The organism is Saccharopolyspora sp. NPDC050389, from assembly GCF_040655595.1.
Classification (GTDB): domain Bacteria; phylum Actinomycetota; class Actinomycetes; order Mycobacteriales; family Pseudonocardiaceae; genus Saccharopolyspora.
Window position 1 is genome coordinate 25,664 of record NZ_JBFAKG010000030.1, and the last position, 22,587, is coordinate 48,250.

Sequence of the window (22,587 nt, forward strand, 5' to 3'; positions counted from 1 at the left end):
ACGAAGCGCTACAGCTACGCTGGTCCGGTACCCGTAGGGAGAGGGGCTCGACAATGACCGCACTTCCTGACTGGATGGCGCTACCGCCGGAGGGGCTGAGCGCTGCGGAGTACGAGGCGCTGCCCGAGGAAGTGTGCCGCCGCATCGAGATTGTCGATGGAGCCATCGTCGTGACTCCTGCCCCCCGCCGCTCGCACCAGAGGATCGTTCGCCGCCTTGCGGAGGAACTGGATCTTGCCGCTGGCCCCGGACTAACTGTCGACTTCGATGTCGACCTTCGGCTACGGGACGTGCCCCTACTCAACCGCCGGCCGGACATCGTCGTCTACAACTCAGCTCTGCCGGACGAGGCTATGCTTCGCCCGCAGCACTGCCTGCTGGTCGTCGAGGTGATGTCACCGGGCTCGGTCACCGCCGACCAAACTGACAAGCCCGCCGAGTACGCCGCTGCGGGTATCGAACACTTCTGGCGTATCGAACGCGAACACCAAGACAACGGGCGGCTGGCCGCATTCCGCTACCGGCTGGATCCGACAACACGGCTCTACGCCCCGGCCGGGGTGGACACCGGCAAGCTCGCGGTGTCCGACCCCGTCGAGCTCCGCATCGACTTCGAATCCCTGCTGTGACGGAGCACGACACGAACCACTCCGAGTCTGGTCCCGACGGCACGCTTCAGCGCTGCCTCGCGCACAACGATTGGCATCGCACTCATCGGGCGCTCGTCGAGCAGTGGGACGCGGACCTGTTCAAGATCCTCGCCACCGAGTAGCTACATGTCCAGGCCGAGGTCCAGGGCCTGGGAGGAGTGCGTGAGGCCTCCCACCGACAGGTACTGGACTCCCGTCTCCGCGTAGGCCCGGGCCACCTCCAGGGTCAGGCCGCCCGATGCTTCCAGCTCCGTTCGCGGCGCCGCCGCGCGGACCCGGCGCACCGCTTCCGCGCACTGCTGCGGGGTGAAGTTGTCCAGCAGGACCAGCGCCACGTCCTCCGCCAGCACCTCGTCGAGTTCGTCCAGCGTGGACACCTCGACCTCCATCGGCAGGTCCGGCGCGTGCTCCCGGCAGGCCCGCACCGCCGCGACCGCCGAGCCCGCCGCCACCACGTGGTTGTCCTTGATCAGCACCGCGTCGCCCAGGCCCATCCGGTGGTTGACGCCACCGCCGCAGCGCACCGCGTACTTCTGCAGGACCCGCAGGCCCGGCAGCGTCTTGCGGCTGTCCCGGATCCGGCAGCCGGTGCCCGCGACCGCCTCGACCCACGATGCCGTCGCGGTCGCGATGCCCGAAAGGTGGCACAGCAGGTTCAGCGCCGTGCGCTCCGCCGTGAGCAGGCCGCGGACAGGCGCTTTCACCCGCAGCACGCAGTCGCCGGGCTCCAGCACGTCGCCGTCGGCCCGCTCGGAGAGCACCGCGTAGGCGTCCGCGCCCAGCACCTCGTCGAGCACCAGCCGCACCAGCGGCAGGCCCGCGACAACGCCGGCCTTGCGGGTGTTGAACCCCGCCTCGGCGATCGTGCCGGCCGGGACCGTCGCCTCGGTCGTCGCGTCCGGCCCGTAGCGCAGGTCCTCGGCCAGCGCCATGCGCACGACCTCGCGCGCCTCGTCCAGATCGATGGTCATGCCGCCCTCGCAATCCCGGCCGCGGTGTGGATGAGGCACCCCGAGGCGTCCAGCCGGAGCACCGTGCTGCGCCGCCAGCGCAGGTCGTCGGTGTCCGGGAAATCCGTTCGGCGGTGGCAGCCGCGCGACTCCGCGCGTTGCCTGGCCGCCGCCAGCAGTGCCTGCGCCGTCAGCGCCAGCGATGAGTCCTCGACCGCCTGCCGGTTCCGAAGTGGACGGACGATCGCGGCCCGGTCCAGGACCTTCGTCGCGGTCGCCAGGCCCTCGTCGTCGCGCCCGATGCCGACGTACCGGCTCATGGTGCGCTGCAGCAGATCCCGGTCGACCACAGCCATCGCGGACTGCACGGCCGCACCGGCGGGCTTGCGGTTGAGCAGCCCGCAGCACAGGTCCTTGGCCACCGCCTCGGCCGCGCGCCCACCGACCACGAGACCTTCCAGCAGGCTGTTGGACGCCAGCCGGTTCGCGCCGTGCAGCCCGGTGCACGCGACCTCACCTGCGGCGTAGAGCCCGGTCACGGCGGTGCGACCATCCACGCTGGAGACCACGCCGCCGCAGGAGTAGTGCGCTGCGCTGGCCACCGGGATCGGCTCGCGGACCGGGTCGATCCCGGCCGCCCGGCACGCCGCGTGGACCGTCGGGAACCGCTCGGGGAACCCGGCCCCGATGCTCGTGGCGTCGAGGAACACGTGCTCGGCGCCGGTTTCGGCGGCCCGCCGGTTGATCGCCGCCGACACGACGTCGCGCGGCGCGAGGTCGGCGAGCGGGTGCTCGCCCTCCATCACTCGCCGCCCGTGCACGTCGACGAGCACCGCGCCTTCGCCGCGCACCGCCTCGGTGATCAGCGGCCGCCGCCCCCGCGGCCCGCCCGGCGTGTAGAGCACCGTCGGGTGGAACTGCACGAACTCCAGATCCGCCACGGAGGCACCGGCCCGCAGCGCGAGCGCGATACCGTCCGCAGTGGACACTTCGGGGTTCGTGGTCGCGGCGTAGAGCTGACCGAGCCCGCCGGTCGCCAGCAGCACCGCCGGGGCGCGCAGCACACCAGGCCTGCTCTCGGCGTCCATCGCGACCGCACCGACCACGGCGCCGCTGTCGCCGCGCAGCAGCTCGACGACGCAATGCTGCTCCAGCACCGGAATCCCGCCGCCGCGCACGGCTTCGGACAGCGCGCGCTGCACCTCCGCGCCGGTCGCGTCGCCGCCGGAGTGGATCACGCGGAACGCGCTGTGCCCGCCCTCGCGGGCGCGCGCCAGCTCGCCGTCCGGGCCCACGTCGAACCGGGCGCCGGTCGCCTGCAGCCGCGCGATCGCCGTCGCGCCGTCGGCGAGGATGTCCCGCACCGCCGGGCGCGAGCACAGCCCGACGCCTGCGGTCAGCGTGTCCTCGACGTGCTCGCGCAGGCTGTCGCCCGGATCGAGCTCGTCGGGCCGGACCACGGCGATGCCGCCCTGTGCCCAGCCGGTGTTGCCCGCCGTCACTGCGTCCTTGCTGACCACCAGCACCCGCAGGCCCAGCTCGCGGGCTCGCAGCGCCGCCGTCAGGCCCGCGACACCGGTTCCGACGACGAGTAAGTCCGCGCCCGCTTCCCAGCTCATTCGCCGCCTCCCGGCTTGCCGATCGCGATCATCCGCTCGACCGAGGCCCGCGCGCGGTCGGCGACGTCCGTCGGCACGTGCACCTCGTCGGCGCCTTCCCGCAGGCAGCGCAGCAGCGCCGCCGGGGTGATCATCTTCATGTAGCGGCAGGACGCCCGGTCGTTGACCGCGCGGAAGTCGATCTCGGGGGCGGCGCGGCGCAGCTGGTGCAGCATGCCGATCTCGGTGGCCACCAGCACCGAGCGCGCGCCGGTCTCCTTCGCCGCGGTCAGCATGTCGCCGGTGGAAAGGATCTTCACCCGCTCCTTGGCAACGGTGCCCTCGCCGGCCAGGTAGAGCGCCGAGGTGGCGCAGCCGCACTCGGGGTGGATGAACAGGTCCGCGTCCGGGTTCGCCGCCGCGCGGTCGGCGAGCTCAGGCCCGTTGATCCCGGCGTGCACGTGGCACTCCCCGGCCCAGATGTGCAGGTTCTCGCGGCCGGTCTCGCGCTTGACGTGCGCGCCCAGGAACTGGTCCGGGCAGAACAGCACGTCGCGGTCGGCCGGGATCGAGCGCACCACGTCCACCGCGTTCGACGACGTGCAGCAGATGTCGGTCTCCGCCTTCACCTCGGCGGTGGTGTTCACGTAGGACACCACGACCGCGCCGGGATGTTCGGCCTTCCAGGCGCGCAGCTCGTCCGCGGTGATCGAGTCGGCCAGCGAACAGCCCGCCCGGGCATCCGGGATGAGCACCGTCTTCTCCGGGCCGAGGATCTTCGCGGTCTCGGCCATGAAGTGCACGCCGCAGAAGACGATCGTGCTCGCGGAGCTGTTCGCCGCGATGCGGCTCAGGGCCAGCGAGTCGCCGGTGTGGTGGGCGACGTCCTGGATCTCCGGCAGCTGGTAGTTGTGCGCCAGCAGCACCGCGTCCCGCTCGTCGGCCAGCCGGCGCACCTCGCGCGCCCAGTCCGCGGTGGGCTCCACCCCGGTGTAACCGGCGTCGGTCCGCTCCCAGGTTGCAGTCGCGGCCATGTCGTCCTCCTCGCCGGACCTCCGGGATCACCCGCCCGGAGGCTCCGTTTGCACCCCGGATCAAGCGCTCCGAGGTTTTCGCCTTAGAATCGAAAACGTGCAACATCCTAACACCGCAAGTTGTGCGGACAAGAGCGACGCTGGTCACGAAGTGCTCGCCGGCGTCCTCCAGGTCCGCGACGACGGGCTGCAGGTGCTGCTCTGGCAACGCGCCCAGGAACCGGACGTGCACCGCTGGTCACTGCCCGGCGGGCGGCTCGCGGCCACCGAGGACGTCGAGACCTCGATCCGCCGCCAGCTGGCCGAGAAGGTCGACGTGCACAAGCTCTCCCACGTCGAGCAGCTCTCGGTGTTCAGCAGCCCGGACCGGGTGCCCGGCCGCCGGGTGGTCGCCACCGCGTTCCTCGGGCTGGTGCCCTCCGACATCGACCCCGAGGTGCCCGCCGACACCGCGTGGCACCCGGTCGAAGCGCTGCCGCCGACCGCCTTCGACCACGAGCTGATCGTGCTCGCCGCGCAGGACCGGCTGCGCGCGAAGCTGTCCTACACCAACATCGGCTTCGCGCTGGCCCCGGCCGAGTTCACCGTCTCGGAGCTGCGCCGGATCTACTCCGCGGCGCTCGGCTACCAGGTCGCGGCGACCAACCTCCAGCGCGTGCTGTCGCGGCGCGGCGTGCTGGAACCCACCGGCCGCACGGTGCCGGCGGGCCCGGCAGGCGGCCGCCCGCCCGCGCTGTTCCAGTTCACCTCCCGAGACCTGCAGGTCACGGACCCGTTCGCGGTGTTCCGCCCACCGACGTAGCCCGGAGTTCCCGCGCCAGAACGACCCGCCCACCCCCAGATGTGCTGCCATCGGGTGAACTGGGACGTAGGTTTGGGGCGTGACTGACGTGCTGCCGTTGTTCCCGCTGGGCTCCGCGCTGCTTCCGGGCGGCCACCTGCCGTTGCACATCTTCGAGCCGCGCTACCGGCAGCTGGTCACCGACCTGGTCGGCGAGGAGCTGCCGGACCGCCGGTTCGGCGTGGTGGGCATCAGGCAGGGCTGGGAGGTCGGCGAGGACAACGTGGACTCGATGTACGACGTCGGCTGCTCGGCGCTGCTGGACCAGGTGCGGCAGCTGCCCGGCGGGCGCTACGACATCAGCGCCAACGGCGAGCGTCGGTTCCGGCTGCTGCAGATCGACCGGACCGCGGCGCCGTACCTGATGGCCGAGGTCGAGTGGCTGCCGGACACCGCCCCGGAGAACGACTCGCCGGCCCGCCGCGAGCACCTGGTCACCGCCGCCCGCTCGGCGCACCAGCGCTACCACGACACCGGGTTGCGCGGCCGGCGGCGCGACGTGGCCGGCGAAGATGCCGACGCCGCAGCGCTTTCCTACCTGCTGGCCGACGATTGCGTGCTGACGGTGGAGGACCGGCAGGAGCTGCTGGCCGAAACGGATCCGCTGGAGCGGCTGCGCAGCATCCGGCGGTTGCTGCTGCGGGAGGCCGAGTTCCTCCGCGAGCTCCGCGCGGTTCCGGCGCCGCTAGCCGAATTCGCGCAGCACACCAGCGTCAACTGACGGCGTGGGCCGCCTCGATAGGATCGCCCCATGTCATCACCTGGCAACTGGGGTTCCAACGAGTACGGGCAGTACGACCCGATCACCGGTCAGCCCGTCGCCGGCAACACCGGCGGGTCGGCGCCGCAACCCGGCATGCAGTACCAGGGTTTCGGCACGTATTCCCAGCCCCAGCAGCCACCCCAGCAGCCACCCCAGCAGCCGCCACCGCCGCCGCAACAGCAGCAGCCGGTCTATCCGGGCATGGTCGGCGGCCCGCCGGCTCCGCCCGGCAAGAGCCGCGGGCCGCTGATCGCGGCGATCGCGCTCGCCTCGGTGGCCGTGATCGCCATCGTCACGACGATCGTCGTGCTCAGCACCTCCGGCGGGCCGGAAGCAGCACCGCCGCCTCCGACCCGCACCAGCACGCCGACCAGGCCGACCACCAGCGCGCCCCCGGCCACGTCGACGGTGGCCAACCCGCACCTGCAGCCGGTGGTGGCCGGCTGGCAGGTGGCGGCGGTGCCGAAGCGGGGCGCGATCTACGACGTGCCGGCGGACGCGGGCTGGAAGCTGGATCCCAACCCGGAGAACATCCACGCCTTCGGCCCGGCCGACGACGCGGTGACGATGACGGGTGTCGCCGACTACATGGAGGGCTTCTGCCCCGGCGACCCGAACAGCTTCCGGGCGACCACGGGTGCGAGCGCGCGCAAGGGCCCGGACGACACCACGGTGGCGAACGAGACGGTGCAGAAGCTGGCCGAGCTGGCTTACAGCCGCGACGGCGTCAAGCCCCTGATCGTCCCGGGCGCGCCGGAGCCGTTGCAGCTCCCCGGTGGCATCCCGGCCGTCCGGGTCACCGCCCAGGTCACGCTGATGGCGCCCGGCCCGTGCGATTCCAAGTCCGCGGTGGTAAGCGTGGTCGCCACCAACAACGACGGGCAGAGCTCGATGGTGTTCCTCGCCGTCGCGGACCAGGGCGTGCCGGACGCGGTTCCGATGGACACGCTGAACAAGATCACCCAGACCCTCCGCGCGACCCCGAAGTGATCGCGCCGGCCGTTCAGCGCAGGCGGCGGCCCAGGTCGTCGAGGCCGTTCCAGGAGGCCGCGAGGCCGTAGCCGAGTGCGACGCCCATCGGCTGGAACAGCAGCACCCAGCCGCTGCCGACCTGCGGGGCCACCGTGATCAGGTCGCCGAGCTGCGCGTTCGGCGGCATCGCGTACAGGCCTCCGGCGAACGAGGCGCCCATCTGCATGCCCAGCCACGACGCGATCACCGAGCCGAGCACGCCGGCGATGAGCAGCACCGGGCCGCGGCGCCCGCGCAGCAGCCACAGCACCGCGGACGTCAGCAGCCCGGCGGCAAAGGCGAGCAGGCCGAAGATCGCGATCGCGTCGAAGTCGTGGTAGCCCTCCACCAGCAGCGGGGTCAGCGTTCCCCGATGGCCGAGCACGCTCTCCTGCGGCGGCGCCAGCCGAGACCACACCCAGCCGATCGGCAGGCCCAGCAGAGCGATCAGCGACACCGCGCTCACCGCGGGCAGCAGGTCGGCCTTGACCACCACGTGCGGCACCGGCGGGGCCAGTCGCGGCACCGGCACTGCCGCCGCGGGCCTGGACGCGGGCTCGATCCGCTCCGGGGCGGCGCGCGTGCCGCCGGGCTCCTCCGGGCTGTCAGCCACCCGCCGACCTCCTCCTACCCGCTACCACGACCATTCTGCTGCGTCACCCTAGCGCTCCGCCACGTCCTGCCCGCATCACCCGATGGCGGGGCACGGGGCGCACATCAACTATTCTGCGCGGGCCCCCATGTCAGCTACGCCGAAGGACGCGCGAAGTGGCGGGAATCCTGCCGAGTCCGCTGTTGACCGGACCGAGCCCGATCGACGAACCTCGCCGAAATTCGGCTGTCCGGCTGCCGCTGCGCAGCACCGTCGTCGAGCTGCTGCTCGGCGCGTTCGTGGCGGCCGTGGTGAGCCTGGTGCTGCAGTTCGCCATCGCCCGGTTGGGCATCAGCGAACCCAGCTTCGCGCCGGAGGCCCTCGCGGCCGTCAGCAGCGCGCTGGTGCTGGCGGTGCTGTTCCTGCTGCTGGCGTTCGGGCATCGCAGCTCGCCGCGGTGGGCGCGACTGTTCGGCACCTGGGTGGCGCTGAGCTCGTTCAGCACCTTCGCGCTCGCGATCCCGTTGCAGGCCACCAGGTTCTACTACGGCGGGTCCTCGGTGGACAATGGATTCCGCCTGCAGTACATGACCCGGATGGCCACCACTCCGGGCCTGGCCGACCTCAACTACGCCGACACCTCCCCCTACTACCCGGGCGGCTGGTTCTGGCTGGGCGGCCGGTTCGCCAACCTCATCGGCTGGGAAGGCTGGGCGGCGTACAAGCCGTACGCGCTGGCCTGGGTGGCGGTGACCACCGTCGTCGCGTTCACGTTGTGGAGCGTCGTGGTGCGGCGCCGGCTGGCGCTGCTCGCGGCGGTGGTGACGGCGCTCGCCGGCATGCTGCACGGCATCGAGGAGCCCTACGCCTGGCCGTCGGCGGCGTGGCTGGCCCCGGTCGCGGTGCTGGCCTGGCACGCGCTGCGCCGCCAGGAGCGCGCTCCGCGGTGGGCGCTGGTCTGCATCGGCGGCTACGTCGGTTTCGCGGCGATCACCTACACCCTGCACTTCGCGTTCGCGGTGCTGATGGTCGTGCTGATGGCGGTGATCATCGGCGCGTTCCGGGTGCACCAGGGGCAGCGGTTGTGGCCGACGGTGCGGCAGCTGTTCCTGCGGCTGCTGCCGATCGGCATCGTCAGCCTCGTCATCGCGCTGCTGGTCTGGCTGCCGTACCTGCTCTCCACGCATTTCCTGCTGTCCAACCCGCGCAGCGCGGCGCAGCACTACCTGCCCGAGGACGGCGCGTTCCTGCCGGTGCCGATGCTGGAGGGCACCGCGTTCGGGATGCTGTGCCTGGCCGGGCTGGTGTGGTTGCTGCTGCGGTGCCGGCGCAGCGAGGTCGCCGCCGCGATGCTGACCATCGTGCTCGCCGTCTACGGCTGGTTCGTGCTGTCGACGCTGGCGCTGATCGCGAAGACCACGCTGCTGGCGTTCCGGCTCAACGTGATCCTGGACGTGACGCTGGCCGTCGCGGGCGTCTTCGGCCTGCTGGAACTCATCGGCTACCTGCGGCGCAAGCTGGACGCCCGGTACGCGCTGCGGATCAGCATGGTCGCCACCGCGCTCGGGCTGCTCGGTGCGATCACCATCAACCAGGGCGCGATCGGGCTGGCGCTGCAGCCGTCCGTCGAACGCGCCTACGCGGACTACTACCCCACCGGCGACAACGCGATGGGCCAGCGCGACCCGGCCAAGCCCGGCTCGTGGACCGACGCCGAGATCCGCGCGATCGCCGAGCTGACCGGCCGCAAGCCGGAGCACAACGTGCTGCTCACCACCGACTACAAGCTGATGTCCTTCAAGCCCTACTGGGGTTTCCAGCAGGAGACGCCGCACTACGCCAACCCGCTGGCGGACTACCAGGACCGGGCCGCCGAGATCCGGCGGTGGACCACCGCGAAGACCTCCGACGAGTTCCTGAACATGCTGCGCGACAGCCGGTTCAAGACGCCCAACGTCTTCGTCCTGAGCAACCCGGCGAGCCGGTACTCCACTGTGGAGCTTCCGGATGACGAGGCGGGCAAGCTGGTGCTGCAGCTGAAGGACGACGCCTTCCCGCAGCTGCCGAACGTCCGGGACTACGACGTCTACTTCGACCCTGCCGTGTTCGACTCGCCCGCCTTCGCCAAGCGCGAGGTCGGCCCCTACACCATCATCGCGCTGCGCTGATCGGCGCTGCGGCGGATCTTGTAGTTCACCGCCGCCAGCGCCAGGGCGACCGACCACAGTGGCCAGAGGAACATCGGCAGCCAGACCAGCACGTGCTCGAGGCCGATCCCGGTTTCGGCGAACAGCATCGTCAAGACCACTTTGGACGCCGCGAGCACGAGCACGGCCACGGTCAGCGCGGGCACGACGGCGAGGTTGACCGGAACCGGCCGCCCGGCGGCACCGGGGATCCAGCGCGGGAAGCGCTCGCCCCAGGGCCGGATCAGCCCCCAGGTGAGCACCGCGCCGCCGGTCGCCGCCACGGCCAGGCCGAGCCCGGCCAGCACCGCGTCGCGCTCCATCGGCAGGTCGAAGCCCGGCACCTGCAGCGCCATCAGGACCCGGGTGGCGGCGTAGATCAGCGGCGCCTCCATGGCGATCTTGGTCCACCGCCGGGTCCGCACGGCCGCCCGCTCGTGCGCCGCCGGGTCCTGGCCTGCGGCGCTCGTCGCCCGGCTCACCTGCACCCACAGCAGGCTCGCGGCGGCAGCGGCGATGCCGACCTGCGCCAGCAGCGACGGCGAGAGGTAGACGCCGAGCCTGTCGACGTGCCCGGTCAGGGCCGAGAACGCCATGAACGGCAGGTATCCGATGGCGCCCAGCACGCTCGAGTCCAGCAGCAGGGCCAGCGCGCCGACCGCGGCCACCCCGGCTAGCCGGCTGCGCCTCAGCACGACCGCGACGAGGGCGAGCGCACCGACCGCGCCCAGCACCAGGTGCGCGGCGGGTTGCGGCAGGAAGAGCAGCGATCTTCCGAAGTTGTCATCCGCCACGGCGAGCGGGTTGGGGCTTCCGGTCGCCCAGCACAGCAGCGCGATCGCGATCAGGGCCAGTCCGGTGATTCCGGCCAGGTAGACCGGAAAGCGGTGTCTTTCGGTTGTCATGCCCCGATATTCGCCGGAAGCACCTCTCGCCGACTTCCTCCGCGACGGCCCCGCTTCCTCCTCCTCAAGGAGGAGGTTCGGTCACACCACGCCGTTCTCGTAGGCCCAGATCACCGCGTGCAGGCGGTCACGGACCGCGAGCTTGCGCAGGATGCCGCCGACGTGGGTCTTCACCGTGGTCTCCGCGAGGTGCAGCTCGGCGCCGATCTCGGCGTTGGACGAGCCGCGCGCCAGCGAGACGAGCACGTCGCGTTCCCGGCCGGTCAGCGCCGCCCATTCCGGCCCGTGCCGGGGCGCCGCGCGGCGGGCGAGTTCCAGCAGGCTGCCGGTCGCGCGGGGCGAGACGATCGAATGTCCATCGTGGACTGTTCGGACCGCTTCGACGACATCCTCGCCCGGCGTGTCCTTGGTGAGGAAGCCGCTGGCGCCGGCCCGCAGCGCGGCGAACAGGTTCTCGTCCAGGTCGAACGTGGTCAGGACCAGCACCCGGGTGCCGGGCACCTCGCCGGTGATCAGCTCGGTCGCGGCGATGCCGTCCAGGCCGGGCATGCGGATGTCCATCAGCACCACGTCCACCCGGTGCGCCCGGCACGCCTCGACGGCCTCCCGGCCCGTCGACGCCTCGGCCACGCACTCCAGGTCGTCGTGCAGACCGAGCACCGTGGTCAGCGCGGACCGGATGAGCTGCTGATCGTCGGCGACGACGACTCGGATCGTCATCGCGCGGAATACCCGAATTCGGCCCGGACCTCGGTCCCGGCACCGGGCGCGCTGCGCACCACGAAATCGCCTCCGCTCTGCCGCATCCGCTCGGCCATGCCGACGATGCCATAGCCGCCGCGCGCGGCGAGATCCGCGGCGGTTCCCGGCCCGTCGTCCGACACCGCCACCACGAGCCGGTCCGCGCCCCAGTCCAGGGCGACCCGGCAGGAGACCTCGGATCCGACGTGCTTGAGGGCGTTGGTGACGGATTCCTGGACGATCCGGTAGACGGCGTGGCGCTGCGCGGTGCTGATGTCCCGCGGGTCGCCGGTGCTGACCAGTTCGACGTCGGCGCCCGCGCCGCGGAACGTCTCGACCAGCTCGGCGAGATCTCCACCGGTTTCGAGCTTCTCGTCGCCGGAGCGCAGCACGCCGAGCATGCTGCGCATCTCGCCCATCGCCTCCCGGCCGACCTCCACCGCCGTGCCGATCATCGCCCGCGCCTTGTCCGGATCGCGGTCGAAGACCAGCCGCGCCGTGTCGGCCTGGGCGAGCACGACGGCCAGCGAATGCGCGGCCACGTCGTGGATCTCCCGGGCGATCAGCCGGCGCTCGGCGGCGATGGCCTCGCGCACCTGCTGCTCGCGCAGCTGCTCCGCCTGCGCCGCGCGCTCCTCCAGCGAGCGCACGTAAGCGACCCTGATCCGCCGGTACCGGCCGAGCGCCCAGGCCGCGAGCACCGACCCGACCGCTCCGGCACCCAGGCCGACGACGGTGGGCCAGTCGATCGCCGGTTCCGGGTAGTCGAACAACACCCGCGCCACGACGATCGCGGCGCGGAGCAAGCCGCACAGCACCGGCAGCGCGGACCGCTCGGCGTAGGCGACGACCGAGTACAGCAACGCCGGGTAGATCAGCGAGAACGGCAACAGCACCGGCGAAATGTCGCCGGGGATGTCCGGCAGCGCCACCAGGACCAGCATCGCGATCGAGCCCGCGACGAACGCCCCGGTCGGCCGGGCCCGGCGGAAGGCCAGGCTCGCGGAGAGCCAGACCGAAACCGCGAGGAGCGCCGCCCACAGCAGCGGATCGGCGTCCCGCACGGCGGTCAACGACGTGCCGCCCGCCAACGCGAAGACGAGCACCGCGAGCACGCCGTCGGCCACCAGCGGTCGGCCCGGCCACGAGATCCGCATCGGACCACGGTAGCCGCGCCGACCGGACCGGAACCTCCTCCTCGAGGAGGAGATCAGCTCGGGTGCACCGGCAAGCCCCGCAGGCCGTGGATCAGGCTGCTGAAGCGCCACTGGGCGTCCTCCACCGAGCCGACCGGCCGGAGGTTCGGGAAGCGCTCGACGAGGTGCCGGATCGCGATCTGCGCCTCCAGGCGGGCCAGCTGCGCGCCGAGGCAGAAGTGGATGCCGTGGCCGAAGGCCAGATGGCCGTGCGCGTCGCGCTTGATGTCGAAGCGCTCCGGCTCGGCGAAGCGCTCCGGGTCGTTGTTCGCCGAGGCCAGCCCCACCCAGACGATCTCGCCCGCCGGGATCTCCACGCCGCCGACCTCGACCGCCTCGGCGGTGTGCCGGAACGTCCCGTGGATCACCGGGCCGTCGAAGCGCAGCATCTCCTCGACGGCGGCGGGCACCAGCCCCGGATCCGCCACCAGCGCCGCCCACTGATCGGGGTTGCGCAGCAGCGCCAGCACGCCGTTGCCGATCAGGTTCACCGTCGTCTCGTGCCCGGCGAGCAGCAGCAGGAACACCATCGAGACCAGTTCATGCTTGCTGAGCCGATCCTCGTCCTCGGTGGCCTCGATGAGCCCGGTGAGCAGGTCGTCGGCCGGTTCGCGGCGCTTGATCTCGATGAGCTCGATCAGGTACTTGGCCATCGCCTCGGCGGCCTGCTTGGCCGACTCGTGGTCCGAGGCGTCCACCAGGGTGTTGGTCCAGGCCCGGAAGTCGTCCCGGCGGGTCTCATCCACTCCGAGCAGCTCGGAGATCACCTGCATCGGCAGCGGGAACGCGAACGCGTCCAGCAGGTCCACTTCGGACTCATCGGCCATCGCGTCCAGCAGTCCCGCGCTGATCTCCTCGACGCGCGGGCGCATGGCCTCCACCCGGCGCGCGGTGAATGCCTTGACCACCAGCTTGCGCAGCCGGGTGTGGTCCGGCGGGTCCATGTTGAGCATGTGCTCGGCCATTTCGCTGGCGAACTCCCGGCGGGCTGCCTCCGGCGGCAGCTTCTCGTTGATCACCAGCTTGAGCCGGGTGACGTCCTTGCTGAGCCGGGAGTCCGCCAACGCGGCGCGCGCGTCGTCGTAGCGGGTGATCACCCAGACCTCCAAGCCGTCCCTGGTGACCATCCGCTGCACCGGGGTGGTGGCTCGCAGCTTGTCGTACCGGGCGTGCAGGTTCTGCACGAACTCGTGGTCGAAGACGGGAAGATCGGTGGGCGCCTCGGTGGTGGACATCGGATTCCTTCGTGCTAGGCAGCGTTGACCCTGAATCCAGTGAACTCCTTTCACGTCCGGCTGTCATATAGACCTGAGAACCGGCTCAGGCAAAGCGTTTCCGGTTCGCACCTCGTGAGCGTTTTGGGTCGCTATGGCACTCCAAAGCACTCACGAGATTCGGCCGGCGGAATCCTCGGCGTTGCTCCGAATGGCGTCGGTGACGTGCTCCCGGAATCGCCGCGCGGCCGCGGAGAGGTAGGCGTCGCGGCGCCACACGAACGACAGGGTGCGGTGGCAGTCGGGCGCGTCGACCCGCAGGTACGCGATCGGCGCCACGTCGTACCGGCTGGCCATCTCGGGGACGAAGCCGATGCCGAGCCCCGTGCCGATCAGGAACGCCGTGGCCCCGGGCTCGTTGCCCTCGCAGACGATCGTCGGCCGCCGGCCCGCGGCGGCGAACAGCCGCTCCCCCAGTTCGCGCGGCCAGTGGCCTCGGTCGGTGCTGATGAACGGCTCCCCAAGCAGCTCCTCGATGCCGACGCTCTCGCGGGACGCTAAGCGGTGGCCGGCCGGCACCGCGAGCAGCACCTCCTCGCGCAGCACCTCGGCCACCTCAAGCGCCGGATCGTCCACCGGCTGCGACGACAGGCACAGATCCACCTCACCGCGGCGCAGCCGCTGCAGCATCGCCTCCGCTGGCGCCTGCACGAGCCGCACGTCGACGCCCGGGTACTCGGCGCGGAAGCCGACCAGCGCGGAGGCGACCGTGAACATCGTTTCGGCGGCGACCGCGACGCTGCCGTTGATCAGCCCGGCCGCGTCGGAGAGTTCCTGCCGGCCGTCGTCGAGCTCCCCCAGCGCCCGGTCGACCCTCCGCAGGAACGCCGCGCCGAAGCGGTTCAGCCTGATGTGGCGCCCCTGCCGGTCGAACAGCGGGACGCCGAGCTCGTTCTCCAGTCGTGCGATCGTGCGGCTCAGCGACGGTTGGGAGACCCGCAGCTCCGCCGCGGCCCGGCTGATGTGTTCGTGGCGCGCGACGGCCTGGAAGTAGCGCAGCGGCAGTAGGTCCATCCGTTCATCATGCCTCACGAGGCATGAGCACATAGCGAAATTGGCCTTGGAAGGTATCGGAAAACGCCGTTAACGTCGCAATCGCTCCGAGAATCCCCGAACAATCAGGAAGAACCGCGATGGGACCGTCCACTTTGGCCGAACCGGCCGCACCTGTCCGAAACCGGGCCCGCCCGGCGCTGTTCACGCTCCGCCTCGTGGCGACGGCGCACGCGGTGGCCATCTTCGGGCAACCGGTGTTCGCGGGCGTGTTCCTCAGCGGCAACTACGACATGCTGCACAACCACGCCGTCGGCGCCGACGTCGTCTTCTACCTCAGCCTGGCGCAGCTGGTCGCCGCGATCGTGCTGTGGGCGCTGCGCGGCGCGCGCTGGCCAAGCGGAGTTTCCCTGCTGATCGTCCTCGGCGAAACGGTCCAGTACATCGCCGGCATGAACGGCGCGCTCGACCTGCACTTGCCGCTGGGCGTCGCGCTGATCGTCCTGACCGTGACCTCGCTGATCGCGCTCTGGCGGCCGCGCACCCTGGGCCTCCCGGCGGTGACCCGATGAGCGGCCAACTGGGACGCCGCCGCTTCCTCGGCCTCGCCGGCGGCGCCGGAGTGGTGCTGGCCGCCGGGCTGGGCGGCCCTCAGCTGCTGGCGCAGCGCACCTCGGCCGGCGCGATCCTGCGCAGCGCCGTCCGGCTGCCCGCCCCGTTCCAGATGCCGCTGCTCATGCCGCCGGTGCTCGAACCCGTTGCGCGGGACGGGAAAGCCGATCACTACGAGATCACCGCCCGGGAGGCCGAGGCGGAGATCCTGCCCGGCGTGCGCACCCCGATCTGGGGCTACGAAGGCGTTTTCCCCGGCCCGACCATCGAATCCCGGCGCGGCCGGGCCACGATCGTCCGGCACCACAACGACCTGCCGGTGCCGACCGTCGTGCACCTGCACGGCGGGCACACCCCGCCGGAGTCCGACGGCTACCCCACCGACCTGATCCTGCCCACCCGGGGCTGGTCCGGCGGCCACCACTCGATGCACGACCCGGCGGCCGTGATCACCAACGGCACGCGCGACTACACCTTCCCGCTCGAACAGCGCGCGGCGCTGCTCTGGTACCACGACCACCGGATGGACTTCACCGGCCCGGCGGTGTACCGCGGGCTGGCCGGGCTCCACATCGTGCGCGACGACGAGGAGGAATCCCTCCCGCTGCCCCGCGGCGACCGCGAGATCCCGCTGCTGATCACCGACAGGGCGTTCGCCGCGGACGGTTCCTTCGACTACCCGTCGCTCGACCCGTCGCTGACCCGGGTGCCGGGCGTGACCGACTCCTACCTGGCCGGCGTGCTCGGCGACGTCATCCTGGTCAACGGCGTGCCGTGGCCGGTCCACGACGTCTCGGCGACGCGGCACCGGCTGCGCCTGCTCAACGCCTCGAACGCCCGCCGCTACGAACTCGCGCTGGACCCGCCGCCACCGGACGGCCCGGCATTCGTGCAGATCGGCTCCGACGGCGGCCTGCTCGAATCCCCGCGCGAGCACGGCAGCATCACGCTCGCGTCGGCCGAACGCGTCGACGCGATCGTCGACTTCGGGCGCTACCCGGTCGGCACCGAGGTCACCCTCGTCAACCGGCTGGGCGCCGGCTCGACGGCGCAGGTGATGCGGTTCCGCGTGACGCGGCGGGAGCTCGACGACACCGCCATCCCGGCGAAACTGTCCGAAGTGGAGCCGCTGCGCCGCGAACAGGCCGTGGTCACCCGGGATTTCTCCTTCCGCAGCGGGCAGCACGGCGGACGGCACAGCTGGCTGATCGGCGGCCGCCCGTTCGACACCGGCTACGTGGCGGCCCGGCCGCGCCTCGGCGACGTGGAGATCTGGCGCTTCGTCACCGACCTGCACCACCCGATCCACCTGCACCTGGTGAACTTCCAGGTCCTGTCGCGCGGCGGCCGGGCGCCCGGCGCGCTGGACGGCGGCTGGAAGGACACCGTCGACATGGGCCCGGGCGAGGCGGTGGAGGTCATCACCCGCTTCGACGGCTACCGAGGCCGCTACGTCTTCCACTGCCACAACGCGGAACACGAGGACATGGGCATGATGGCGACCTTCGAAACGGTGTGACGATGGCCCCGTGTGCACTTTGTGCTGCTATAGAGCCTGTTTCCAAACTCGTCCTGCGTAGCGGTGCGGGTGGCGGCCCCCTGCGGGAGTCACCGCGGTCTTCTCGCTGTGGGATCCCCGACATCATGAATGCCAATTCACCACGTCGGGGCTGTCCTCGCTGGGAGAACCCCGGAGGGGTGGGCACCGTGAACCCGCGGCGGTGCCGGTTGCGTGGGTGGGCTAAGCGGCTGCGCCGCTTCAAATACAAAACGGTTACCACATCCGCACGTCACCACATCCAAAACAGCCTCTATAGCAACGCAAAGTGCACACGGACCTCGCCGCAACCGGCACCCCCGATCGGCGGCCCGCGCCACCCGGCAGATCAGCCGTCGGTGGGCAGGTGGGCCGCGCCGAGGCGGTTGCGGTCCCGGCCGATCCAGTAGCGGCGCAGGACGTCCAGGACGACCGAAACCTCGACGGAGCGGATGCCCGGCAGTTGCGCCAGGTCGCCGGAGAGGAAGTCCGCCAGCCGCTCCTCGTCGCGGAAGACGCCCTGGTGGATCACGGTCGCGTTGCCCGCGACCATCGACACGTAGCGGGCGGAGGGATGACCGCCCAAGGCCCGCCCGACCTCGTCGGTGGATCCCGGTTCGGTGGTCAGCGAGAGCACCACCTCCAGGTGGAAGCCCAGCAGGGCGGGCTCCACCTCGACGCGCGGCCGCACGATCTGCCGTTCCAGCAGCCCGGTGATCAGCCGGTGCGCGGTGGACTGGCTGACGCCCAGATCGCGCGCCAGCTCGCTGGACGTCAGCCGCGCATCGGCGTGCAGCAATCGGGCCGCCTGGCGCTCGTGCTCGGAAAACCCTTGGGCCGCAGGCACTTCGGGCTGCCCGATGCGGTGCGGGGCGAGCACGGCGCGCTGGTCGTCGTCGAGGTGGCGCACCCGCCACGCGTCGGCCCTGCCGAAGGGCCGCAGCACCAGGTCCGACTGCGTGGCGACCACCCCGGCCAGGCCCGGGATGTGCCGCGTCAGCAAGTCTTTCACCGCGTCCCGGCGCGGCGGGTGGACGGTGCAGTACACGTCCGCGCGCCCGGTCGTCATGGCGACGTACTGCGCTTCGGGGAGTTCCGCCACGCGTTGGGCGACGTTCTGCAGCTGCCCGGCCTCGGTGGTGATCCAGACGTGCCGGGGATGGGTGTCGGAGATCAGCCGCCAGTCGAGCTGCCCGATCACGCGCAACAGGCGCTCGCCGTGCAGGCGCTGCAACCGCCGCCCGACGGTGCTCGGGGAACTGCCCAGCGCCTCGGCCAGCGCGTTGATGGGCGCCCGCGGCGCCTCCTGCAACGCGGCGACCAGGTTCAGATCGAGCTCGTCCAGCACGACATCTCCGACCACATCGTCGATAGTATCCCCACATGTTCCAGCTAGATGAATAGATGCACCATCCGATTCACCACTATTGACAGTTCCCATCATGTCCGATTTAAATGTCGCCCTATCGGAGCAATGCCGGGCCCGACCGGACCGGGTTAGGAGCTGCAAGGTGACCACCACCGGGGACGCGCGTAGCACGCGCTCGATGTCCTTGCTGCTGCGCTTCCTGCAAGGCGTCGAACGCCTGGGGAACAAGCTGCCGCACCCGTTCTGGCTGTTCACCATGATGGCCGGCCTCGTCATCGCGCTCAGCGCGGTGCTGAGCGCGATCGGCGTATCCGCGGTGTCCCCTGTGGACGGCAAGACGATCCAGGTGAAGAGCCTGCTGTCGGCCGAAGGCCTGCAGGCGATCATCGGCGACGCGGTCGACAACTTCGCGTCCTTCCCGCCGCTGGCGCTGATCATCGTGGTGATGCTGGGCGTTTCCGTCGCCGAGCAAAGCGGCCTGCTCAGCGCGATGCTGCGCGGCAGCGTCACCCGCGTCCCGGCCAAGTACCTGACCTTCGTCGTGGCGCTGGTCGGGATCAGCGGCAGCGTGGCCTCCGACGCCGCCTACGTGGTGCTGATCCCGCTGGGCGCGATGGTGTTCAAGGCCGTCGGCCGGAGCCCGGTCCTCGGCCTGGTGGTGGCGTTCGGCTCGATCTCGGCCGGGTACAACGCCTCGCTGCTGCTGACGCCCACCGACGCGATCCTGGCCGGGCTGACCACCACCGCCGCCCACCTCATCGACCCGAACTACACCGTCACGCCGCTGGCCAACTGCTACTTCTCGATCGGCTCGGCGATCTTCCTCGCGTTCGTGATCACCCTGGTCACCGAGTTCGTGCTCACCAAGCGCACCGCCGGGATGACCACCGACGGCGACGGCGCCCCGGACCAGCAGCTCGGCGAGATGCGGCTGTCCGCCGCCGAACGCCGGGGCCTGCGCAACGCCGGGCTGACCCTGCTGGCCCTCGTCGCGGTGCTGGTGGCGGTGCTGGTGCCCAGCGGCTCGCCGTTCCGCGGCGAGGACGGCGACGTCCTCGGCTCGCCGATCATCACCGGAGTCGCCTACGTCCTGGGCTTCGCCTTCCTGCTGACCGGCGCGGTCTACGGCCGCAGCACCGGATCGATCGGCCGCGCCGCGGAGATCCCCGGCGCGATGGCCAAGGGCGTGGTCGACCTGGCGCCCGTGGTGGTGCTGTTCTTCGCCGCCTCCCAGTTCCTGGCCTACTTCAAGTGGACGCACATCGGCGAGATCATCGCCATCCACGGCGCGGCGCAGCTGCAGGCGGCGAACGTGCATCCGCTGGTGCTGTTCCTCGGCCTGATCGCGCTCGTCACCTGCATCAACCTGCTGATCACCAGCGGCTCGGCGCAGTGGGCGCTGGTCGGCCCGATCCTGGTGCCGATGTTCATGCTGCTCAGCGTGTCGCCGGAGACGACCCAGGCCGTGTACCGGATCGCGGACTCGGCGACAAACCTGATCAGCCCGATGAGCCCCTACTTCGCGATGGCGCTCGGCCTCCTGCAGCGCTACCGCAAGGAAGCCGGGATCGGCACGCTCATGTCGCTGACCATCCCGATCTCCTTCGCGGTGCTGATCAGCTGGACCCTGTTCTTCATCGCGTGGTGGGCGCTCGGCGTGCCGCTCGGCCCGGGTGCCCCGGTGCGATGACCCCGCAAACACGAGCAGAGAGGTGACGACGAGTGAGCAGTGCGACGACATTGGCCGGTGCGGCCGAGCGCGACCTTCCCGAGGTGATCGCCGACCTGCGTCGGCTGGTCGAGCACGAGACCCCCAGCAACGACAAGGCCGCGCTGGACGCCGGGCTCGCGGACATCGCGAACTGGCTCGCCGAGCGGCTGGGCGAGCCGAGCGCGCAGGCCCGGCACGACGGCGGCGACCGCGGCGACATCCTCGACATCACCTTCCCCGGCACCGCGGGCGGAACCGTCCTGCTGCTGTGCCACTACGACACGGTGTGGCCGATCGGGACCCTGGCCGAATGGCCCTTCACCACCGAAGGCGACCGGATCACCGCGCCGGGCTGCCTGGACATGAAGCTCGGCATCGTCCACGGCGTGTGGGCGCTGCGCCTGCTGCGCGAGCTGGAGATCCCGCACCCGGCGGTGCGGTTCCTGCTCACCGGTGACGAGGAGATCGGCAGCATCGCGTCCCGCCCGCACATCGAGCGCGCCTGCACCGAGGCCACCGCGACCCTGGTGCTGGAGCCCAGCAGGGAGGGCATGGCCAAGATCCGCCGCAAGGGCCTGGGCATGTTCGACCTGGCGGTCTACGGCGTCGAGGCGCACGCCGGGCTCGATCCGACGGCCGGCGCGAGCGCCATCCACGCCATCGCCGAGCTCGTCCCGCAGATCACCGCGCTGGCCGCGCCGGAGCGCGGCACCACCATCAACCTCGGCCTGATCACCGGCGGCACCGGCCGCAACGTGGTGGCGGGCCGGGCGAGCTGCGAGATCGACATCCGCATCCAGGATCCGGCCGAGATGCCCCGGATCGACGCGGGTTTCGCCGCGCTGGCGGTCACCGACGGCCGGATCAAGTTCGACATCACCGGCGGCTGGAACCGGCCGCCGATGAACCCGAACCCACCGTCGGAGCAGTTGTTCGACGCCGCCCGCTCCGCCGCGCAGGACATCGGGCGCGACCTGGAGGGCACCGCCGTGGGCGGGGTGAGCGACGCGAACTTCGTGTCGGCGCTGGGAAAGCCGGTCCTCGACGGCCTCGGCGCGGTCGGCGCCGGACCGCACTCGCGCGACGAGCACGTGATCCCGGGCGAGTCGCCCGGCCAGATCGCCATGCTCGCGGGCCTGATCAGCCGCCTCCGCGACAGCTGAGCACCGGCCCCGTGCGTACTTTGTGCTGCTACCGCAACACAAAGTACGCACGGGCTTGCCCAAACCAGACCAACGCCGCTCCGGCGTCAGGCAGGATCTCCACGTGGATCTAGAAGAAGTCCTCCGCTGCCTGGCCGAAGCCGACGCCGGCCGGCTCCGCCCCGAACTCTGCAACGGGCACTACGTGCTCGTGGAGTACACCGGCGAACACGACCACACCCCGTTCGACGAAGACGAGCTCGACGACGAATTCGACGTTTTCGAGGACGACGAGTTCGAGGACGAGGACGAGCTCGAGTACGCCGTCGGCATGGCGGTGGGCGACGCCTCGTCGATGTACGAAGCGCTGGACCTGCTGGCGAACCGCATCGACGATGTGGAAGATCCCGAGGAGCACGACCAGGCCGAGTACCGCCATCCCGAGGCGGGTGTGGTCGAGTCGCCCGGGCGGCGGCTCGTCGCGCGCCTGCTCGACGGCGATTTCGGCGCGATGGAAATCGTGACGACCGGGTTCTGGAACGATCCTTACCTCGGCCGGGCGCTGATCCGGTTCAACGGCGCGCGCTTCGCCTTCCTCGCCAGCGCGGCCCCGCCCCACCAGGAGCTGGCGTACGCCATCGTCGAGCTCCAGCCGACCGGCGCCCCGACCGAACAGGACCGCACGCTCGCAGACGCGTGCCGCCGCGGGGATGCGGACGGCATCGCAGCGGCGATCTCAGCCGGTACGGACGTCAACGCGCTGGACGAACGCGGCATGGCGCCGCTCCACGTCGCCGTGGCGCACCGGCAGCCGGCCGCCGTGGCAGCACTGCTCGCGGCCGGAGCGCGCACCGAGCTCCAGGCCGAGTACGGCAACGCTCCGCACTTCGCGGCGCTGGACGTCAACCAGCGGGTCAAGCCGTGCGCCGCGCAGATCGATGACGACGACCACCGGCAGATCCTGCGGGCGCTCGTCGAGGCGGGAGCCCCGATGAACGCGACCTCGCTCACGGGCGCGACGATGCTCGACCTGACGATCAGGAGCCTGCCCTACCCGGAGGACGACGTGCGCTTCCTCGTCGGCCGCGGAGCGCGCAGCGGCGAACTGGACGGCCAGTCCCTCCACGAGCTGCTCGAAGACCTGCCCTACCAGTCCGCCCGAGCACTGCGGGTCCGGACGAACGAGGTGCGCTTCCTCCTGGAATCAGGGGCGGAGAAGGAGCACGCGCTCAGCGCGCTCATCGGCGACACCGGGTACGACGAGCACGAAGTGCCCGCCGAGACCCTCCTCGAACTGGTCGAGGTGCTGCTGGACCACGGAGCCGAGGACTCCCCTGCGGAGGACGGGAGCACCGCGCTGGAGAACGCCCAGTCCTGGGTCGAACACGGCCTCCCCAACTACCAACCCGTGGTGGACCGGCTGCGCGCCGTCCGATGACACCGGCGCCCTCGGGTCCACTGTGGACCCGAGGGCGCCGCGGC

The 22,587-nt window shown here is 71.2% G+C and carries 21 protein-coding genes; 11 read left to right on the top strand and 10 right to left on the bottom strand.

All coding sequences use genetic code 11. The features are described from left to right. Nucleotides 1–53: 53 nt before the first annotated feature. Both AB0I53_RS20890 and AB0I53_RS20895 read left to right on the top strand, forming a co-directional pair. Complete coding sequence (locus tag AB0I53_RS20890) at nt 54–629, top strand: Uma2 family endonuclease (RefSeq protein ID WP_358605228.1); 576 nt, start codon at nt 54–56, stop codon at nt 627–629. Beyond that, nucleotides 626–772, top strand: coding sequence for a hypothetical protein (locus tag AB0I53_RS20895; protein ID WP_358605231.1), 147 nt, complete (start codon nt 626–628; stop codon nt 770–772). Before AB0I53_RS20890 ends, AB0I53_RS20895 begins: the two co-directional genes overlap by 4 nt. Here the strand turns inward: AB0I53_RS20895 and nadC are convergent, their stop codons facing one another. From nadC to nadA, 3 genes are read right to left on the bottom strand one after another with little or no spacing between them, the layout of a single operon-like run. Beyond that, entirely contained in the window at nt 773–1,621 is an 849-nt protein-coding gene (gene nadC, locus AB0I53_RS20900; RefSeq protein WP_358605234.1) for a carboxylating nicotinate-nucleotide diphosphorylase, read from the bottom strand. Beyond that, nucleotides 1,618–3,219, bottom strand: coding sequence for an L-aspartate oxidase (locus AB0I53_RS20905; RefSeq protein ID WP_358605237.1), 1,602 nt, complete (start codon nt 3,217–3,219; stop codon nt 1,618–1,620). The genes nadC and AB0I53_RS20905 overlap by 4 nt, the downstream gene beginning before the upstream one ends. Then, a complete protein-coding gene (nadA, locus tag AB0I53_RS20910) occupies nt 3,216–4,232 on the bottom strand; it encodes a quinolinate synthase NadA (protein WP_358605240.1) in 1,017 nt (338 codons plus the stop codon). The genes AB0I53_RS20905 and nadA overlap by 4 nt, the downstream gene beginning before the upstream one ends. A 151-nt stretch (nt 4,233–4,383) precedes the next feature. Here nadA and AB0I53_RS20915 point away from each other — a divergent pair, with 151 nt between their 5' ends. From AB0I53_RS20915 to AB0I53_RS20925, 3 genes are all read left to right on the top strand, one after another. Further along, complete coding sequence (locus AB0I53_RS20915; RefSeq protein ID WP_358605414.1) at nt 4,384–5,034, top strand: NUDIX domain-containing protein; 651 nt, start codon at nt 4,384–4,386, stop codon at nt 5,032–5,034. 79 nt (nt 5,035–5,113) lie between these two features. Further along, complete coding sequence (locus AB0I53_RS20920; protein ID WP_358605242.1) at nt 5,114–5,794, top strand: LON peptidase substrate-binding domain-containing protein; 681 nt, start codon at nt 5,114–5,116, stop codon at nt 5,792–5,794. A 30-nt stretch (nt 5,795–5,824) separates the two neighbouring features. Next, nucleotides 5,825–6,826, top strand: coding sequence for a hypothetical protein (locus tag AB0I53_RS20925; RefSeq protein ID WP_358605245.1), 1,002 nt, complete (start codon nt 5,825–5,827; stop codon nt 6,824–6,826). 13 nt (nt 6,827–6,839) lie between these two features. Here the strand turns inward: AB0I53_RS20925 and AB0I53_RS20930 are convergent, their stop codons facing one another. After that, nucleotides 6,840–7,460 carry a DUF2567 domain-containing protein gene (locus AB0I53_RS20930; protein WP_358605247.1) on the bottom strand — a complete coding sequence of 207 codons (621 nt, stop codon included), beginning with the start codon at nt 7,458–7,460 and terminating at the stop codon, nt 6,840–6,842. A gap of 155 nt (nt 7,461–7,615) precedes the next feature. Between AB0I53_RS20930 and AB0I53_RS20935 the strand changes: the two genes are divergently transcribed. Further along, nucleotides 7,616–9,607: an arabinofuranosyltransferase gene (locus AB0I53_RS20935; RefSeq protein WP_358605249.1), complete on the top strand. Its 1,992-nt coding sequence runs from the start codon at nt 7,616–7,618 to the stop codon at nt 9,605–9,607. Here the strand turns inward: AB0I53_RS20935 and AB0I53_RS20940 are convergent. From AB0I53_RS20940 to AB0I53_RS20960, 5 genes are all read right to left on the bottom strand, one after another. Further along, nucleotides 9,583–10,530 carry a hypothetical protein gene (locus AB0I53_RS20940; protein ID WP_358605252.1) on the bottom strand — a complete coding sequence of 316 codons (948 nt, stop codon included), beginning with the start codon at nt 10,528–10,530 and terminating at the stop codon, nt 9,583–9,585. The two genes, AB0I53_RS20935 and AB0I53_RS20940, sit on opposite strands and share 25 nt — an antisense overlap. Before the next feature lie 81 nt (nt 10,531–10,611). Continuing rightward, the gene (locus AB0I53_RS20945) at nt 10,612–11,250 is read right to left on the bottom strand and encodes a response regulator transcription factor (RefSeq protein ID WP_358605255.1); all 639 of its coding nucleotides are present in this window, start codon (nt 11,248–11,250) and stop codon (nt 10,612–10,614) included. Next, a complete protein-coding gene (locus AB0I53_RS20950) occupies nt 11,247–12,428 on the bottom strand; it encodes a sensor histidine kinase (protein ID WP_358605258.1) in 1,182 nt (393 codons plus the stop codon). The genes AB0I53_RS20945 and AB0I53_RS20950 overlap by 4 nt, the downstream gene beginning before the upstream one ends. A 53-nt stretch (nt 12,429–12,481) precedes the next feature. Continuing rightward, nucleotides 12,482–13,702, bottom strand: a complete 1,221-nt coding sequence (locus AB0I53_RS20955) for a cytochrome P450 (RefSeq protein WP_358605261.1) — start codon at nt 13,700–13,702, stop codon at nt 12,482–12,484. 150 nt (nt 13,703–13,852) lie between these two features. Next, the gene (locus AB0I53_RS20960) at nt 13,853–14,755 is read right to left on the bottom strand and encodes a LysR substrate-binding domain-containing protein (protein WP_358605264.1); all 903 of its coding nucleotides are present in this window, start codon (nt 14,753–14,755) and stop codon (nt 13,853–13,855) included. 119 nt (nt 14,756–14,874) lie between these two features. On the opposite strand from AB0I53_RS20960, the gene AB0I53_RS20965 reads away from it, so the two are divergent. Continuing rightward, nucleotides 14,875–15,306: a hypothetical protein gene (locus AB0I53_RS20965; protein ID WP_358605267.1), complete on the top strand. Its 432-nt coding sequence runs from the start codon at nt 14,875–14,877 to the stop codon at nt 15,304–15,306. Further along, on the top strand, nt 15,303–16,865 hold the full coding sequence (locus AB0I53_RS20970; RefSeq protein ID WP_358605270.1) for a multicopper oxidase domain-containing protein: 1,563 nt from the start codon (nt 15,303–15,305) through the stop codon (nt 16,863–16,865). The genes AB0I53_RS20965 and AB0I53_RS20970 overlap by 4 nt, the downstream gene beginning before the upstream one ends. 367 nt (nt 16,866–17,232) lie before the next feature. Here the strand turns inward: AB0I53_RS20970 and AB0I53_RS20975 are convergent, their stop codons facing one another. Next, complete coding sequence (locus AB0I53_RS20975) at nt 17,233–18,246, bottom strand: Lrp/AsnC family transcriptional regulator (RefSeq protein WP_358605273.1); 1,014 nt, start codon at nt 18,244–18,246, stop codon at nt 17,233–17,235. A 184-nt stretch (nt 18,247–18,430) separates the two neighbouring features. On the opposite strand from AB0I53_RS20975, the gene AB0I53_RS20980 reads away from it, so the two are divergent. The 3 genes from AB0I53_RS20980 to AB0I53_RS20990 all read left to right on the top strand — a co-directional run bounded on the left by AB0I53_RS20980 (nt 18,431) and on the right by AB0I53_RS20990 (nt 22,543). Then, on the top strand, nt 18,431–19,942 hold the full coding sequence (locus tag AB0I53_RS20980; protein WP_358605417.1) for an AbgT family transporter: 1,512 nt from the start codon (nt 18,431–18,433) through the stop codon (nt 19,940–19,942). A gap of 32 nt (nt 19,943–19,974) precedes the next feature. Continuing rightward, nucleotides 19,975–21,126, top strand: coding sequence for a M20/M25/M40 family metallo-hydrolase (locus AB0I53_RS20985; protein ID WP_358605275.1), 1,152 nt, complete (start codon nt 19,975–19,977; stop codon nt 21,124–21,126). Between the two features lie 103 nt (nt 21,127–21,229). Next, a complete protein-coding gene (locus AB0I53_RS20990) occupies nt 21,230–22,543 on the top strand; it encodes a hypothetical protein (protein WP_358605278.1) in 1,314 nt (437 codons plus the stop codon). Nucleotides 22,544–22,587: the final 44 nt, after the last annotated feature.